13 protein-coding genes and 3 tRNA genes are annotated in these 17,109 nt (G+C 61.4%); 8 read left to right on the top strand and 8 right to left on the bottom strand.

The features are described from left to right. Positions 1-113 precede the first annotated feature (113 nt). A complete protein-coding gene (locus tag RWJ89_RS16310; protein WP_316031142.1) occupies positions 114-1,772 on the top strand; it encodes an acyl-CoA dehydrogenase family protein in 1,659 nt (552 codons plus the stop codon). A gap of 44 nt (positions 1,773-1,816) precedes the next feature. On the opposite strand, the gene RWJ89_RS16305 is transcribed toward RWJ89_RS16310, so the two are convergent. Together RWJ89_RS16305 and RWJ89_RS16300 are read right to left on the bottom strand one after the other, a co-directional pair. Further along, positions 1,817-2,023 carry a type II toxin-antitoxin system VapB family antitoxin gene (locus RWJ89_RS16305; RefSeq protein ID WP_316031141.1) on the bottom strand — a complete coding sequence of 69 codons (207 nt, stop codon included), beginning with the start codon at positions 2,021-2,023 and terminating at the stop codon, positions 1,817-1,819. Positions 2,024-2,167: 144 nt separating this feature from the next. Next, positions 2,168-5,038: an Rne/Rng family ribonuclease gene (locus RWJ89_RS16300; RefSeq protein ID WP_316031140.1), complete on the bottom strand. Its 2,871-nt coding sequence runs from the start codon at positions 5,036-5,038 to the stop codon at positions 2,168-2,170. Positions 5,039-5,660: 622 nt separating this feature from the next. Between RWJ89_RS16300 and RWJ89_RS16295 the strand changes: the two genes are divergently transcribed. The 3 genes from RWJ89_RS16295 (at position 5,661) to prfB (ending at position 10,985) form a co-directional block, all read left to right on the top strand. Beyond that, complete coding sequence (locus RWJ89_RS16295; RefSeq protein ID WP_026158631.1) at positions 5,661-6,917, top strand: N-acetylmuramoyl-L-alanine amidase; 1,257 nt, start codon at positions 5,661-5,663, stop codon at positions 6,915-6,917. Between the two features lie 374 nt (positions 6,918-7,291). After that, positions 7,292-9,751 carry a penicillin-binding protein 1A gene (locus tag RWJ89_RS16290; protein ID WP_131664203.1) on the top strand — a complete coding sequence of 820 codons (2,460 nt, stop codon included), beginning with the start codon at positions 7,292-7,294 and terminating at the stop codon, positions 9,749-9,751. 102 nt (positions 9,752-9,853) lie between these two features. Further along, positions 9,854-10,985 (top strand): peptide chain release factor 2 gene (gene prfB / locus RWJ89_RS16285; protein WP_131664202.1). Its coding sequence is split into 2 segments (ribosomal slippage): positions 9,854-9,922 and positions 9,924-10,985, totalling 1,131 coding nucleotides; the frame shifts between segments, so codons are not numbered across the junction. An 84-nt stretch (positions 10,986-11,069) separates the two neighbouring features. Here prfB and RWJ89_RS16280 read toward each other — a convergent pair. Genes RWJ89_RS16280 through RWJ89_RS16270 form a run of 3 tightly spaced genes read right to left on the bottom strand, consistent with a single transcriptional unit; the run spans position 11,070 to position 13,441 of the window. After that, positions 11,070-12,113, bottom strand: coding sequence for an alpha/beta hydrolase family protein (locus RWJ89_RS16280; protein ID WP_316031139.1), 1,044 nt, complete (start codon positions 12,111-12,113; stop codon positions 11,070-11,072). Between the two features lie 34 nt (positions 12,114-12,147). Next, a complete protein-coding gene (locus RWJ89_RS16275; protein ID WP_131664200.1) occupies positions 12,148-12,663 on the bottom strand; it encodes a hypothetical protein in 516 nt (171 codons plus the stop codon). A 4-nt stretch (positions 12,664-12,667) separates the two neighbouring features. Next, positions 12,668-13,441, bottom strand: coding sequence for an NAD kinase (locus RWJ89_RS16270; RefSeq protein ID WP_025394132.1), 774 nt, complete (start codon positions 13,439-13,441; stop codon positions 12,668-12,670). Positions 13,442-13,600: 159 nt separating this feature from the next. Between RWJ89_RS16270 and RWJ89_RS16265 the strand changes: the two genes are divergently transcribed. Beyond that, a tRNA-Thr gene (locus RWJ89_RS16265) sits at positions 13,601-13,676 on the top strand. A 232-nt stretch (positions 13,677-13,908) separates the two neighbouring features. Further along, complete coding sequence (locus RWJ89_RS16260; protein WP_221946207.1) at positions 13,909-14,328, top strand: hypothetical protein; 420 nt, start codon at positions 13,909-13,911, stop codon at positions 14,326-14,328. A gap of 97 nt (positions 14,329-14,425) precedes the next feature. On the opposite strand, the gene RWJ89_RS16255 is transcribed toward RWJ89_RS16260, so the two are convergent. From RWJ89_RS16255 to rlmB, 3 genes are all read right to left on the bottom strand, one after another. After that, positions 14,426-14,584 (bottom strand): hypothetical protein, encoded by a 159-nt coding sequence (locus tag RWJ89_RS16255; protein ID WP_020049529.1) that lies wholly within the window; start codon positions 14,582-14,584, stop codon positions 14,426-14,428. Positions 14,585-14,709: 125 nt separating this feature from the next. After that, entirely contained in the window at positions 14,710-15,399 is a 690-nt protein-coding gene (locus tag RWJ89_RS16250; protein WP_168286296.1) for an AprI/Inh family metalloprotease inhibitor, read from the bottom strand. 92 nt (positions 15,400-15,491) lie between these two features. Continuing rightward, complete coding sequence (gene rlmB, locus RWJ89_RS16245; RefSeq protein WP_168254907.1) at positions 15,492-16,382, bottom strand: 23S rRNA (guanosine(2251)-2'-O)-methyltransferase RlmB; 891 nt, start codon at positions 16,380-16,382, stop codon at positions 15,492-15,494. 200 nt (positions 16,383-16,582) lie between these two features. On the opposite strand from rlmB, the gene RWJ89_RS16240 reads away from it, so the two are divergent. Next, positions 16,583-16,667, top strand: a tRNA-Tyr gene (locus RWJ89_RS16240). A gap of 24 nt (positions 16,668-16,691) precedes the next feature. Continuing rightward, positions 16,692-16,765 (top strand) — tRNA-Gly (locus RWJ89_RS16235). The last annotated feature ends 344 nt before the right edge of the window (positions 16,766-17,109 follow it).

Here is a 17,109-nt window from a genome sequence, read left to right as displayed (position 1 = left end):
GTGGGCAAAGGCTTATGTCCCCATGCATTTTCGCCCGAATTCCGATAGAGCAGAATGAACCGAATCATAACTTCCGGTTTCCCTTTGCCGGGTTCTTACACTAGAAGCGAATTATGACCTCCGCCAACCGGACTGACGACAAACTCGCAGAACTCAACCAGCCGAGCCTGTGGTCCGGCATCAACGCCTATCGGTCCGATCCGCTGATTGTCGACCTGACGGCGGCCCTGCCGCGCGGCATCCGCGAAGACCTGGAAAACATGGGCCGCTACGTCACCTCGCCGGAGGCGCAGGAGATGGCGCGTATGGCAAACCAGGGCGCGCCGCAGCTGCGCACCCACGGTCCGCGCGGTGAACGCGTCGACGTCGTCGAATTCCATCCCGCCTGGCATGCATTGATGCGTCGCTCCATGTCGGTCGGCCTGCATTCCTCCGTCTGGGATCCCCAGGCCGATACCGACGCCAAGGACGAGGCCCATAAGGTTCGCGCCGCGCGGTTTTATCTGACGGCGCAGCTGGAATCCGGCCATCTCTGCCCGCTGACGATGACGAGCGCCTCCGTTGCGGCACTCTCGGCATCGCCCGCGGTCCAAAAGGACTGGGCGCCGAAAATTCTCTCGCGCAAATATGATTCGTCGAACAAGCCCGCCATGCAGAAATCCGCCGTGACCATCGGTATGGGCATGACAGAAAAGCAGGGCGGCACGGATGTGCGCGCCAACAGGAGCGCTGCCGAAAAGGTCAGCGAGGGCATCTACCGGCTGTCCGGGCACAAATGGTTCATGTCGGCGCCGATGAGCGATGCCTTCATTATGCTGGCGCAGACGAAGGAGGGCATGGGTTGCTTCCTCGTGCCGCGCCTTCTGGAGGATGGTTCCGCCAACGGGCTGCAATTCCAGCGGCTGAAGGACAAGGTCGGTAACCGCTCCAACGCCTCTTGCGAGGTCGAGTTTACAGACACGTTCGGTTTCCTGCTCGGTAGTCCGGATGCCGGCATCCGCACCATCCTGGACATGGTGACGCTGACCCGGCTCGACTGCGCGCTGGCCTCGTCAGGCATGATGCGCGCCTCGCTCGCCGAAGCCGTGCACCACACCCGCGGCCGCAGCGTCTTCGGCAAGATGCTCGTCAACCAGCCGATCATGACGCGCGTGCTCGCCGACATGGCGCTCGATGTTGCCGCCGCGACGGCACTGTCCTTCCGTCTTGCCGACGCCTTCGACAAGGCGCGCGGCAATGCCGAGGAAGCGGCCTATGCCCGCGTCATGACGCCGGTCGCCAAATACTGGTGCTGCAAGATCGCGCCCGCGCTGATCTACGAGGCTATGGAATGCATCGGCGGCAATGGCTACATCGAAGAGCGCCCGATCGCCCGCCATTACCGCGAGGCTCCCGTCAACGCCATCTGGGAAGGCTCCGGCAACGTCATGGCGCTCGACGTGCTGCGCGTGCTGAACCGCGGCAAGGATCTGTTCGAAACGGTCTTTGCCGGCCTTGCCCGCGATCTCGGCCCGGCCGGCAAGAAGACCATCGACGTGCTGCGCGCCGCAATCGCGCTTTGCGAACAGGATGAGGGCGCCGCGCGCCTGCTCGTCGAGCAGCTGGCGCTCGCCGCCGGTGCCGCCGAACTCTATCGGCTGGGGGCAGGGCGCATTGCCGATGCCTTCATCGAGACGCGTCTTGCCGGCGGCTGGCGCTCCACCTACGGCATGCTCGATTCCCGCTTCGACGCCAGCTACATCGTCGACCTGCTCTATCCCCCGGCCGCCTGATCGCAAGCAGGGTCAGGCGATCCCAGGGCCGAGACGCTCGGCTATCAGATCGAACTGTCGACGATGATCAGTATCTCGTCGATGTCGCCTTCCCAGCCTATCCCCGCGAGATCTGCGATCGCATTTTTCCGCCGGTGCTTCTCGACAAGGGTTCGCAAAGCCTGCTCGACAGTGGCCTTTTTCGTCGCCAATCCCGCGGCGGTCATTGCCGCGTCTAGCAAGGCATCATCGATATCGATATTCGTCCGCATGATCGCGCCCCATATGGGATCATCGTAGAAGATACACATCCACGCCACGGCGATTCAAGCTCGGCGACGATGCCGTCACCATAAACGAAAATCCGGCCGCGTCGCCGCGGCCGGATATCAATGTTTACGTCCGAAAATCAGCGTTCAGAAGAAGCCACGGCGCTGCCACCAGCCGGCTTTCTTGGGCTTACCGTCATCACCTTCGCCATTCTCGACGCGGGTGGATTTCACCGTTGGCTCGGAGGAGGAGATGTTGGATTCGCGGTTGGCGCGAACCGGCTTTGCTTCTTCCTGAACTGATGTTTCGAGATCGGCGGAGGCTTCCACCAATTCCGGTTCGGCCTCGGCCACAGGGGCCGTCTCTGCAACCGGTTCCTCGACCGGCGCTGCGGCCGGTTTGCGGCGGCCGCGGGCACGGGCGGGCTTTACCTCTTCGGTTATGACAGGCGCGCTCTCGACGGCTGCCATCGCGGCCTGGCCTTCGTCGGCCTGTTCGGCAATCGCCTCGACCGCTACGGCTTCGCTCGGAGCGCCGTCGTTCGAAACGTCGTCGCCTTCGTCCTCGTCGCCGCCATTGTCTTCACCGGCTTCGCCAGCTGTCAGTTCGGAGCCATCCTCGGCGCGATTGCGTCGGCCGCCACGCTTGCCGCGACGGCGGCGCTTGCGGCGCTGCGATTCCTCGCTTTCGGCGCGGGTCTCAGGCGTGGCCTCGGTGTTTTCATCACCTTCGCCGCCCTCGTCGTCGCCTTCCTCATCCTCGTCGCCAGCTTCGCCTGCTGATACCGGCTGTTCGGAATTGCCGTTGCGGCCGCGGCGGCGCCTGCGGCGCTTGCGCTTGCGGTTGCCGTCAGCTTCGCCTTCCGTGCGTGCCGCGACGGGCCGCTCGGCAACGACCGGCTTTTCCTCGAGTTCCTCGTCTTCTTCCTCATCCACTTCTATAACGATATCGTCGTCGTCATCCTCGGGAATGGCTGCGAAGTTGAAGAGCGTTTCGATCTTGACCGGGTTTTCCACCGGCTCGCCGCGATCGATCGCAAAATGTTGCGCGCCGACCGAGCCGTCCGCATCGATGATGATCGCGACGCCGAAGCGGCTCTCATAATCGACGATCGTCTGGCGCTTGTGGTTGAGCAGGTAGAGCGCGATGTCAGGCGTGGTGCGCACGGTGATGTTGTGCGTGGTGTTCTTGAGCAGATATTCTTCGATGCCGCGCAGGACATGCAGGGCGACGGAGGACTGCGAACGCACATGGCCGCTGCCGCCGCAATGCGAGCAGACCTGCGTGGTCGATTCGAGAACCGAAGCGCGGATGCGCTGGCGCGACATTTCGAGCAGGCCGAAATGCGAGATCCGGCCGACCTGGATGCGGGCGCGGTCGTTCTTCAGGCATTCCTTCAGCTTCTTCTCGACAGCGCGGTTGTTGCGCTTTTCTTCCATGTCGATGAAGTCGATGACGATCAGGCCGGCAAGGTCGCGAAGGCGAAGCTGGCGGGCGACTTCGTCTGCAGCCTCAAGGTTCGTCTGTAGCGCGGTGTCCTCGATCGAATGTTCGCGGGTCGAGCGGCCGGAGTTGACGTCGATCGAGACCAGCGCTTCGGTCTGGTTCATGATCAAATAGCCGCCAGACTTCAGCGTCACCTGCGGCTGCAGCATGCGATCGAGCTGAGCCTCGATGCCGGAACGCGAAAAGATTGGATGGATGTCGCGGTAGGGCTGAACCACCTTGGCATGGCTCGGCATCAGCATCTTCATGAAGTCTTTCGCTTCACGATAGCCTTCTTCGCCGGAAACGATGACTTCGCTGATATCCTTGTTGTAGAGGTCGCGGATCGAACGCTTGATCAGCGAGCCTTCCTCATAGACGAGGCAGGGAGCCGTGGACGCCAGCGTCAGCGTGCGCACATTCTCCCAGAGGCGCATCAGATATTCGAAGTCGCGCTTGACCTCGACCTTGGTGCGGTTGGCACCGGCGGTACGAAGGATGACGCCCATGCCCTGCGGCACCTCGAGCAGGCGCGCAATTTCCTTCAGGCGCTTGCGGTCGGCAGGGTTGGTGATCTTGCGGGAAATGCCGCCGCCGCGCGCCGTGTTCGGCATCAGCACCGAATAGCGGCCGGCGAGCGAGAGATAGGTGGTAAGGGCTGCACCCTTGTTGCCGCGCTCTTCCTTGGCGACCTGCACGAGCAGGATCTGGCGGCGCTTGATGACTTCCTGAATGCGGTACTGCTTGCGCGGCTTGCGCTGCACGCGGTCCGGCACTTCTTCCATCGCGTCTTCGGCGCCGACGGATTCGATGACTTCCTCTTCGCCGTGATCGTCATCGTCGTCGTCGTCATCGTGGCGACGCTTGCTGGTATCGACGTCCTCGGAAATCGAGTCGGTTTCCACCATCGCAGCCATCGCGCCGCCGGTCGAACCGTCATCCTCATTGTCGACGCTCGAAGCGCCTTCGGCTTCGACGTCTGTGGGAACAGCATCCTCGGTCGCGGTCGTTTCGGTAACCGGTTCTACGACCTTCTTGCGGCTGCGGCGCGGCCGTGCCTTCTTGGCCGGCGCTTCCTCGGTGGCCTCGGGTGATGCCGCGGCCTCTACCGCTGCGGTCTCTTCCGTTACGGCAGCCGTTTCCGGCGCCTCTGCCGGAACGATGCCGACATCCGGCTGATCCTGCTTGGAAAGATCGACCATCGGTGCGGTTTCGACATGCTCGACATCTTCGTCGCGGCGATGCTCCTCGGCTTCGGCCCGAAGCAGTGCCTGACGGTCGGCAAGCGGTATCTGATAATAGTCGGGATGGATTTCGGCGAAGGCCAGGAAACCGTGCCGGTTGCCGCCGTAATCGACGAAGGCGGCCTGCAGCGAGGGTTCGACCCTCGTTACCTTTGCAAGATAGATGTTGCCGCGGATCTGCTTCTTGTGCTGGGACTCGAAGTCAAATTCTTCTATGCGGTTCCCGCGAACGACAACGACGCGCGTCTCTTCCTCGTGAGACGCATCGATAAGCATTTTGTCTGCCATGAAAGCTGTGCTCCTCGGCGTGGCCGCGAGAGCGCATTCCCGACTGCTGTTGAGACAGAAAGAATGCGGTCCACTGTAGCCGCGCCGGATAATGAAAGTCGCGCCTGATGCGAGGGGGAGGGCAGCAGCCAGACCGCAGCCGGAACCATTTCGGTCCGGGGCCTGTACACTTCAGATAAAACCTGCTGCGAAACCATCAACAACCAAGCGTGATCGACAAATACGAAGACCCGTTCGGGTCCGATGAGTTTGCTCCCTGAGAGCGTGGTGGCTGATCCACCAATGAATTCCGACAATAAGCCGGAAAATCAGGATCGAGTTCTAGGGATTAAGCGCATGAGACGGCGGACGATGACCGGTGTGGCGCCAGGTCCTGATCTGGCTGGCAGCCTTTGCGGCGACTCTATCCCGTCAACACTTTACCCTGAAATTCGTTGTATGTTTTCTGTGTCACAATAGCAAGGGGAAAGCCAAATGTGCCATAATATTGATGGATTTCGCAACGCATACAAGCTGGGATAAAGTGATCGCGATTCGGCAGGCTGCAGCGGGTGTTTCGTCACAGGACGTTGGCCGCAGCCGCGTCGGGTCCATCGCAATACAGATAGGGTGTGGCGGTTTATTGTTTAAGAGGGCTCGGATCGCGGCGAAATCCGCAGCGCCGCGATCGACATTCGCAAGGCGGGTTCTGGCGGCGCTTCTGGTCGCTAGTCTGCTGCCGGCCGCTGCCAGCTCTGTCGAGGCCGGGGATCCGCTGCTTGCCTATGGCGCGCGCATCGTCGGCGACGACGCAAGGACCCGCATCGTCATCGATTTCGATCGCGAGCCGCGTTTCTCCGTCCACTATATCGCCAATCCGGAACGCATCGTCGTTGACTTGCCGGCGACCGCCTTCGGGTTTCCGGCGAAGGATCTTGCCGCCCGCGGCCTGTTCAAGGATATCCGCTACGGCAAGATGGACGAAGAGAGCGCCCGCATCGTGCTGACGACGGCAGGGCCGGTGAAGCTGGCGCTTGCCAAGGTGCAGGCCGATGAGACGGGCAACGGCCATCGCCTCGTGCTCGATGCGGAGATGATCGACAAGAAGGCCTTTGCCGAACTGGTGAAGACGCAATCCTGGAGCGATCGGACTGAGGCGGCTCAGACGACAAGCGCCATTCCGGCACCGCAAAAGGCTGCTCCCGGCGATTTCGTCATCGCCGTCGACGCCGGCCATGGCGGCATCGACACCGGCGCGATCGGCGTCGACACCAAGACCGAGGAAAAACAGGTGACGCTCGCCTTCGCCAAGGCCTTCACGGAACGGCTGAACAAGGAACCGGGCATCAAGGCTTTCCTGACGCGCGAGGACGACGAGTTCCTGTCGCTTTCGCAGCGTGTACTGATCGCCCGCCAGAACCATGCCGGCCTCTTCATTTCGCTGCATGCCGATACGCTGAAACAGAAGGATATCCGCGGCGCGACTGTCTACACGATCTCCGACAAGGCATCCGACAAGCTCGCCGCCGACTTGGCCGAACGCGAAAACCTCTCCGACCAGATCGCTGGCAAGGAGACGGTCGCCGAGCCGCCCGAGGTCGCTGACATCCTGCTCGATCTGACGCGGCGCGAGACCCAGGCTTTCTCCATCTCGCTGGCCGAGAGTGTGTTGAATTCTTTCAAGGATCAGGTCGGCACCATCAACAATCCGCACCGTCATGCCGGCTTCCGCGTGCTGCAGGCCCCTGACGTGCCGTCGATCCTTCTCGAAATCGGGTTCCTCTCGAATGCCGAGGACGAGAAATTGCTGCTCGACGAGGCCTGGCGCGGCAAGATCGCCGGTCTCTTGACCGACGCAGTGAAGCGATACCGCGCCGCCGTCATGGCGAATGGCGGCTGACGGCCGCCGCCTAAAAATCTGTAGCGGTTGGGCACGGCGGCCCACCTGAAAACAAACATACATAAAAACAAAGATTTAAGTGCGCCGCATGAATCAAATTCTGAGCAAGATACCTCAGATTGGCGGCGGGAGCGGGCGTTGCTTGGATGTGACAGTTCTAATGAAACGCCGCCGCAGCGGTGAATGCGGCGCAGACAGCCCTATTTTGCTCACATTCGCGCCGTTACTCCGGCTTATGTTTCGCAGCCTGAGGCGCGGAATCGGCTTGTGGCGGTAGCGCTCATGGAGTAAGCCGCGCAACGTGCAAATTGCCTTGATCTTTGCAATCGTTGCGTCTGCGCCGATTGAAGATCGAAATGACCGGTAGCTGAAATATGGTTAGACTTTTTGGATATTTCTTCGGAATGGCCTGCGTCCTGTTTCTGGTCGCGGCGGCGGGTATTGCCATTTATCTCGCCAATGTCGCGAAGGATCTTCCGGACTATGCCGTTCTGAACAGCTATGCGCCGCCGGTGACGACCCGCGTCCATGCCGGCAACGGCGCTTTGATGGCCGAGTATGCCAAGGAAAAGCGTCTCTTCCTGCCGATCCAGGCGGTTCCCGACCGTGTGAAGGCGGCTTTCCTGTCGGCCGAAGACAAGAACTTCTACAATCATCCGGGCGTCGATCTGACCGGTCTCGGCCGCGCAATCCTCGTCAACCTGCAGAATTTCGGTTCCGGCCGCCGCCCGGTCGGCGCCTCCACAATCACCCAGCAGGTGGCCAAGAACTTCCTTTTGAGCTCGGACCAGACGATCGACCGCAAGATCAAGGAAGCGATCCTCTCCTTCCGTATCGAGCAGGCCTATAGCAAGGACAAGATCCTCGAACTCTACCTGAACGAGATCTTCTTCGGTCTGAATTCTTATGGCATCGCCGGCGCAGCACTCACCTATTTCAACAAATCCGTCACCGAACTGACCGTCGCCGAAGCCGCCTACCTGGCATCGCTGCCGAAGGGTCCTGCCAATTATCATCCGTTCCGCCATCCGGAAGCTGCACTCGAGCGTCGCAACTGGGTGATCGACCGGATGGTCGAGAACGGCTATGTCAGCCAGAGCGACGGCGAGGAAGCCAAGAAGCAGCCGCTTGGTGTCACCGCCCGCACCACCGGCCCCTCGCTCTTTGCTTCGGATTATTTCGCCGAAGCCGTGCGCCGCCAGCTGATCGACCAGTACGGCGAAAAAGTCCTCTATGAGGGCGGCCTTTCGGTGCGCACGTCACTTGATCCGCAGATGCAGGTCGCTGCCCGCAAGGCGCTGCAGGACGGTCTGGTCACTTACGACGAGCGCCGCGGTTTCCACGGCCCGATCAAGCAGATCGATGCAAGCGGTGATTGGGGCAAGGCGCTAGCCGATATCCCCGCATTGTCCGATGTGCCGGAATGGCGGCTTGCCGTGGTACTCGCCGTGTCAGACAGCACCGTCGACATCGGCCTGCAGCCGGCCAAGGATGGCAGTGGCAAGGTTGCGGCCGATCGCCAGCGCGGCACGATCGACGCCAAGAACATGCAGTGGGCCTTCCGTTCGGCCGACGGCGCCCGCAAGACCACGAAATCGCCGGTCGGCGCCGTGTCCCCCGGTGACGTTGTCTATGTCGCAAAGCTCGGTGATGACGCGTCGACCTCCTATCGCCTGCAGCAGCCGCCGAAGGTGCAGGGTGGCCTGGTCGCCATGGATCCGAAGACCGGCCGCGTGCTCGCCATGGTCGGCGGCTTCTCCTATGCCCAGTCCGAATTCAACCGCGCCACCCAGGCGATGCGCCAGCCGGGCTCTTCGTTCAAGCCCTTCGTCTATGCCGCGGCGATGGACAATGGTTATACGCCGGCCTCGGTCATCATGGATGCGCCGATCGAAATCGTCTCGGGCGGCCAAGTCTGGAGGCCGGAAAACTACGGCGGCGAATCCGGCGGCCCGTCGACGCTGCGTTCGGGCATCGAGCATTCGCGCAATCTGATGACGGTGCGCCTCGCCAACGATCTCGGCATGAACATCGTCGCCGAATATGCCGAGCGCTTCGGCATCTACGATCACATGCTGCCGGTTCTTTCCATGTCGCTCGGCGCCGGCGACACGACAGTGCTGCGCATGGTCTCGGCCTACTCGGTCATCGCCAATGGCGGCAAGCAGATCAAGCCGACATTGATCGACCGCATCCAGGACCGCTACGGCAAGACGATCTTCAGGCATGAGGAGCGTCTCTGCGAGGGCTGTAACGCCGGCGACTGGCAGAACCAGGAAGAGCCGAATGTCGTCGACAATCGCGAAACCGTTCTCGATCCGATGACCGCGTACCAGATCACCTCGATGATGCAGGGCGTCATCCAGCGCGGCACCGCTGCCGGCAAGATCGATCTCGGCGGTCGCGACGTCGCCGGAAAGACCGGCACCACCAACGACGAGAAGGATGCCTGGTTCGTCGGCTTCACGCCGGATTTGGTCGCAGGCCTCTATATGGGCTTCGATACGCCGGGCCCGCTCGGCCGCGGCGGCACCGGCGGCGGTCTCTCCGCCCCGATCTTCAACGAATTTATGCAGGTGGCCGTCAAGGACACGCCGGAATCGAAATTCGTCATTCCATCAGGCATGAACCTGATCCCGATCGACCGCAAGACCGGCATGGCCGCCGTCGACGGCGATCCGAACACCATCATCGAGGCCTTCAAGCCCGGTACCGGCCCGGCCGACAGCTTCTCCGTCATCGGAATGGACAGCACCATGGCGCCGGAGGAAATCCTGAAAACGTCGCCGCAGGCGAACCAGGCCGTCCAGACCGGCACGCCCGGCCTGTTCTGACTGAGGCCTGAATTTCACACGCCCGCCGCGGCCCTTTACATCCGCGGTGGGCGTCTCTATGTCACCAGCACCTGAAGAAGACCGAGACAGAGAAGCAGGAAAATGCGAGCGGAAATCGAAAACGTGGTCGATGAAACCAAGCAGGCTATCACCCTGCTGAGGAGGCATCTTTGACTGGGACCAGGCGATAAGACGGCTGGACTGGTTGAACAACAAGGCAGAGGATCCGAACCTCTGGAACGACGCTTCCGAAGCGCAGAAGCTGATGCGCGAGCGCCAGCAGCTCGATGACGGCATCAACGGCGTCAAACAGCTCGAGCAGCAGCTGAATGACAATATCGAGTTGATCGAGCTTGGCGAGGAAGAGGGCGACGAGAGCGTCGTCAAGGAAGCCGAAGACGCGCTGAAGGCTTTGAAGGCCGAGGCCGCGCGGCGCCAGGTGGAAGCCATGCTCTCCGGCGAAGCCGATGGAAACGACACCTATCTCGAAGTCCATTCCGGCGCCGGCGGCACCGAAAGCCAGGACTGGGCGAACATGCTTTTGCGCATGTACACCCGCTGGGCCGAACGCCAGCGCTTCAAGGTCGAGCTTCTCGAAGTCCATGACGGCGAAGAGGCGGGCATCAAGTCCGCGACCCTGCTCGTCAAGGGCCACAATGCCTATGGCTGGCTGAAGACGGAATCGGGCGTGCACCGGCTGGTGCGCATCTCGCCCTACGACAGCAATGCGCGCCGGCACACCTCCTTCTCGTCGATCTGGGTCTATCCGGTTGTCGATGACTCGATCCAGATCGAGATCAACGAAAGCGACTGCCGCATCGATACCTATCGTTCGTCGGGCGCCGGCGGGCAGCACGTCAACACCACCGACTCGGCCGTGCGCATCACGCATATCCCGACGGGTATCGTCGTACAGTGCCAGCAGGAGCGCTCGCAGCACAAGAACCGCGCCAAGGCCTGGGACATGCTGCGTGCCCGCATGTATGAAGCCGAATTGAAGAAGCGTGAGGACGCCGCCAGTGCCGAAGCCGCTTCCAAGACGGAGATCGGCTGGGGTCACCAGATCCGCTCCTACGTGCTGCAGCCCTATCAGATGGTCAAGGACCTGCGCACTGGTGTCGCCAGCAGCGCGCCGGACGACGTTCTCGACGGCGACCTGAACGAGTTCATGGAAGCAGCACTTGCCCACCGCATCAGCGGCGCCGCCGACGCGGTCGTCGAGGATGTCGACTGATCGGATTGACAATGGATTGAGTTGGAAAGCCCCGGAGACGGGGCTTTCCTTTTTGCTCAAACCATTATGCAGCAATTCAAAATGTTACAGCGTCCTTTGCGCGTCTGAAAAGACGCGCGGCGCTGTAATGCCGCTGTCTTGAAACAGCGCTGCCGACAGATCGGCAATCTCGTCATGAATGGCTGCGCGCTCGATGCCGGGGGGATCGGTAAAGAGTTCTGCCGCAAAGGCGAGGCCGAGCGCCGTGCCCTCTGGCACGAAGACATAATGTCCAAGGCCGCCGCCGAAGATTTTAAGAGCGCCGCGCCGCAGCCGCGCATGCAGCCACGATGAACATTCTTCGGCGGGTGCCGCCTGGTCGGCATCACCGACCAGGATAAGGGCAGGCGCATCGACGGCTTTCAGGCTTTCCTCGCTGAAGCCGAGAACGGACCGGCCCGGCGCGCAAAGGAGTGCGGCCTTGATTCTGTCGTCTCGGTAGGACTTCGACATGCGGGACCACGAATTGCGAAACACATCGCTGGTGCGCAGCAATGCCGGGATATGATCGGCAAGGTCGGGAAATTCCCTCGGTCCGCGCGCGCCACCCGGCTTCATCCTGGACGGTTCGAACTGCGAGAACTGGGAGACAGCGCCAAGAAGCAGCGTCACGCCATAGGCTCCGGCCGAAAATCCGGCTGCGAAGACACTGTTCGTATCGATATGGCCTGAGAGATCGCTGAGCCACGCATCGCAATGGTCGAGCATGTAGCTTAGATCCGGCGCCCGCTCCCAAAGGCAGGCAAAGCCTTCAGCGCGATAGGGCTCGATGCCGGTATTGCCGTGGTGGCTGACGCCGAGCGCTGCAAATCCGCGATCGACCAGGCGTCGCGCCAGCCACTCCAGTCCAGCCGCGGATCCGCCGGTGCCATGCGACAACAGGACGAGGGGATAGGGCCCGGCCTCCGGCCGGATGGGGGCATCGCGGGCGACGGCCGCCTTCTGGAACCAGCTTCTTTCCGGGACGTCGCTTTGCGCGTCATCGGCGGCGGGGTACCAGAGAGACCAGTTGATGGGTCTGGGGCCGGCGGCGTCCCAGTTCGACCTTTTCTCGTCGTAGAGGACGCCGTCGCGAAAGCCCAGTTTCATCTCTTGGATGCCCCTGTGAACACGTCCCAGCCGTTCAATTCGTCGCCTTCTCGACGGTGATGTCGCCGAATTCGTCGATCAGCACGGTCCAGCCATCCGGCTCCGCGGCAGGGTCTGTCTTCAGATAGACCGTGGCGAAGAGCCCCGGCTGCTTGATGATGCCGTTCGAATTCTCCGGGCGGATATCGGTCACGTAAGGCTTCAGGTCGCTGAACTCCTGCAACTCGATGGTCGAGGCGATCGCCGGGCCGGTCTCGGTCTGGGCAATCTGCTGCAGATAGACCTTCGAGGTTCTGTCCGGCTGGCGCACGGCAAAGAGCTTGTAGTAGCCGTGGCGCGGCGTCCCTTCTCCTTCGGGGTTGGCAACGCCCTCGGCGCCCGTCGGCGCCCGCTCGACATCAGGTGCGTTGCCGTCGTCCTCCCAATAGCCGGTGCTGGTCGCGAAAATCACCGATGCCGGCAGGAGGGTATCCTGCGCCGGAGTAGCCTCCGCTGCAATGCTCCATCCCGCAAGCAGGAGGCTGGTCATCAATATCCGTCGCATTGCCATCGTCTCAATCCTTGAACTGCTCGGCGAGAATACGGTCGGACCAGGAGCGGTCGGGATCAGAAAGGATGCGCGCCGTCACATGCTCCGACTGGGCGATGCGGATATGCAGCACCGACTTGACCTCGGTATTGTCGGCCACTGCGTTCACCGGCCGCTTCTCCGGCTCGAGAATGTCGATATCGACGGTCACCTTGTTCGGCAGCAGAGCGCCCCTCCAGCGCCGCGGCCTGAAAGCGCTGACCGGCGTCATGGCGAGTAGCGGCGCCTCGAGCGGCAGGATCGGGCCATGGGCGGAAAGATTATAAGCCGTCGATCCGGCAGGTGTCGCCACCATCAGCCCGTCGCAGATCAGTTCCTCCAGACGGACGCGCCCGTCCACCATGACCCTCAGGTTAGCGGCCTGATAGGACTGGCGAAAAAGATAGACTTCGTTGATGGCGAGCGCCGTCGAGTTGGTGCCGTCGGCGTTGGCCGTCGTCATCTGCAATGGCCGAAAGACGTTTTCGACGGCGACGCAGATGCGCTCCTGAAGCCGGTCGGTCCGATAATCGTTCATCAGGAAACCGACCGAGCCGCGATTCATGCCGTAAACCAGCTTGCCGGAATTCATGGTGTTGTGCAGCGTCTGCAGCATGAAACCGTCGCCGCCGAGCGCGACGATGACGTCGGCTTCGTCAGCCGGGACGTCGCCATAGATGCCAATCAACTCCTCGCGCGCGGCAAGCGCCTCCGTCGTTGGTGAGGCGAGAAAGGAAAGCGTCTGAAATGAACGGCCCATGCAATGCCCTTTATGATGCTGCCCTAGCTAAAGGATAAAGGCCTTGCGCGACAAGGACGTTTTCTATTGCGAAGCGTTTTGAGCTGCAGCCGAGCTGTCCGCGCAGACACGGATTTTCCCTTTACAGAATTATAGAATCTGCTAGTTGGGGCAACTAACGCCCTTGTAGCTCAGTTGGTAGAGCACCTGATTTGTAATCAGGGGGTCCCGGGTTCGAACCCTGGCGGGGGCACCAGCCTACGCTCCGTGAGCTTCGGCTCGGCGAGCCGAAGAGAGCAGCTAAGCGGAGGCTGTCGCGTCGTAGTTCCGTCAGGAACGAAGGCGGACTGGTTCCAGAATGATCCGGTCAGCTGCACCATCTTTCCCCACGATACCGCCTTTCTAAACCATAGCCTGGGTTCGACGCTGTTCCGATCAATCGCGCCAGCAGATCTTTCAGAAGGTTCATATCGTTCGATGAACCGCGCGTGAAGGGCTGCTTCACCGCCAATTCAGCCGCGCCCGCCTATCTTCGCCTCATCATCAATGAGGAAACAGCCATGAAACTCGCTCATCTCTTTCTCGCCGCAACCATTTCCATCGGTGCGGCTTTTGCGTCCGTCGCACCGGCAGCTGCCATGTCGGGCGAGCGGCCGACGGTGTCGACGCAGGGCGATATCGTTCAAATTCGTGATGGCTGGCGAGGCGATCGCGACCGTGACGATCGTGGCTGGCGACGTGATCGCGACCGTGACGAACGTGGCTGGCGCCATGAGCGCGATTGGCGCCGGTCCGACTGGCGCGATAATCGCCGTCACTGGCGGCGGTGGCGTGCCGAGCGTTGGCAGGAGCGCCGCGAGTGGCGCGATCGCGATCGCGGAATGCCGTTCTGGCTCTATCGCAGCTGACGATAACGGCCCGGATCATCCGGGCCGTTACTTTAGTAAGTGACGGGCTCGTTGACGCTCGCCTCGATCCTGATCTCCGTCCGCGTTCCTGCCAGAATTATTGCACCGGTCCCGGCGTCGCGGGGCCGGGCACCATCGGTGACAGGGGATCGGGCTGGTGGACGGGGTGCGAGGTGTCCACCCAGATGATGCTGAGGATAATCACGACGAAGACCGCGATGAAGAGGATACCGAAAATCAGCGGTCGAATGGCCATGATAGGGATCGTTCCTTCTTGCTTCTGAGCCGGTGGCAACAACCGGTCATCGCCCGATCATAGTGCTCCAGGGCGTCATTCCAAGGTAAAAGTAGATTTTTCCGACATCTAAGCCTGGCTGCGGGTTAGCGGCGGACGAGCGAAAGCGGCTTGCCGCCTTCCTCTTTCGACTTGTCGAAAATGCCGTCGGCGCGCATGTCGAAGCCAAGCGACGAACCGTCACTGCCCATCAGCGTCAGCCCGAAACCCTCGATGTGCCAGACTGCGAGCTTCAGCCTGGCGACATTGGCAGTGCAATCCTCGGAAAGTGATAGCGGCGCGTTGCCGTCCGCATCGACATGGCCGTTGAGCGTCACGCCGCAGAGCCTTTCGCCGTCCGGTCTTTGCATCGTCCATGTCCCGGCAAGGCTGGTGACGGTCGGCAGGCGATCGAAGCCGTCAGGGGCCGCGATCAGCAAAAACGGCGCATCACCCTCCGTCTTCATCGGCTGGCCTTCGTTTTCGACAAAACGGGCGAGCATCTTGCGCGTCGCATCGATCAGGATAACGCCGCCATTGCCGTCGAAATTCCACGAATAGGCTTCCGCAAGTGCCGGCAGCGGCTTGATGCAGGAGTCCTGTCCGGAGAGCGAATAGCCGCCGATCGCTTCGTCGGTTTCCAGCGTCAGCCGGCATCCAGCCGCACCGTCTTCCGGGGCAATGAGATAAGTTCCGGCTTGCGCTTTGAGAATATCGGGATCGATATCCTGCCCGTATGCGAGACCGCAGACAAGGAGTGCTGCCGAAGCCGCGAGCCCGGGAATAAAACGGATCATGACAATTCCCCTTTGTCGCGACGACAGCGCCGTGCGTCTCTTCAGACGCGCAAGGACGTTGTAGTACTTTGAATGATTGCCTGCGGGTCAGCCTATGCCTTCAGGTGGAGCCGCGCCGCATAAAGCGCGATTGCAGCTGCATTCGAGACGTTGAGCGATTTGATCGAGCCCGGCATGTCGAGACGGGCAAGTGCGTTGACGGTTTCCCGCGTCTTCTGCCGAAGTCCCTTGCCCTCGGAGCCGAGCACGAGCGCCACTTTCTCGCCCGAGAAGGTGCCTTCGAGTGGCGCCGGCCCTTCCGAATCAAGGCCGATGGTGGAGAAACCGAGCTTGTGCAATTCACCGAGCGCATCGGCGAGATTGGTGACCTGTATATAAGGTATCAGTTCCAGCGCGCCGGAGGCGGACTTGGCGAGCACGCCCGATTCGGTCGGGCTGTGTCGCTGCGTGGTGATCACCGCGCCGGCATTGAAGGCGACGGCCGAGCGCATGATCGCGCCGACATTGTGCGGATCGGTCACCTGATCGAGGACGAGCAGGAGAGGGCTTTCCTTCAGTGCTTCGAGCCGGCGTACCGGAAGCGGCCGTGTTTCCAGCATGACGCCCTGATGGATCGCCTCGGGGCCGAGCACCTTGTCGATCTCTTGCGGCGAAACGATCTCGAAGGGAATTCCGAGCGCCTCGACGTCGACTTCGAGGCGCGCCAGCGCGTTCTGCGTCACGAACAGCTTGATCTTCTTGCGCTCGGGATTGTCGAGCGCTGCACGCACCGTATGCAGGCCATAGAGATGCACTTGGTCGGGCGCAAGCGCCGGCGGCTTCCAGTCATCGCCGCCGCGCTTGCGCTTCTGCGGCTGAGGTGTCGGAATCTCCCCGCGTTCGCGCTTGGCGTCGCGGTGGGCGCGCCGCAGAGTGGCGTAATGCGTATCCTTGGCGGATGGGTCTGTCGCGGTCTTGCCGCCGGATTTGTTGTCTTTGCTCATGCAGCTTTATAGCCATGGCGCTCGCTGCCGCATAGGCTTTCTTTCATATGCCGGCTTTCGGTGGCGAATGAAATTTTTCGTGTTTTTTCCGTTGTCATCGTGTTGACAGACTGAAATGCTCCGGTCATATACGCGGCGCAGACGACGGGCGGCAACGCTTCGAAGTCTGACGAACTTGGTCTTGCGATCCGGACGAAACTGGAGAGATGCCCGAGTGGTTAAAGGGGACGGACTGTAAATCCGTTGGCTCAGCCTACGTTGGTTCAAATCCAACTCTCTCCACCATTCGTCATCGGATCGGACCACCCCGCGGGTATAGCTCAATGGTAGAGCAGCAGCCTTCCAAGCTGAATACGCGGGTTCGATTCCCGCTACCCGCTCCAGTTTCCGTTACGCTACTTCATATGACCGCTGCAGCGGTCGTCCCTAGATGTCTCCGGCGCCGCCTGAGAAGCTGATGATTGCGGTTATCGGCTGGCAGGGAAGGGCGCTCGACGCCGAACGTCTATGGTGCGTCTCCGGCGGTCAATGCGATTTTCTCTAAGATTTCAGCGATTTTCGAGGGGGCTTTGGCGAATCGCCTTGCAGGCGGCGAATTGTCTCCCATATGCGCTGTCAGGCCAAGTTTGGCGTCTGCAATTAAGTCTTGCGCAATGTCGCCGAAAGCCTTAAACGGCGGCACTAAACCGGTTCGCCGGGGCCACCATTTCGTTCACAGGAAGCATTC

This window comes from Rhizobium sp. 10PS4 (assembly GCF_032464805.1).
Taxonomy (GTDB): Bacteria; Pseudomonadota; Alphaproteobacteria; order Rhizobiales; family Rhizobiaceae; genus Rhizobium; species Rhizobium laguerreae.
This window is presented reverse-complemented; position numbering and strand designations above follow the sequence as displayed.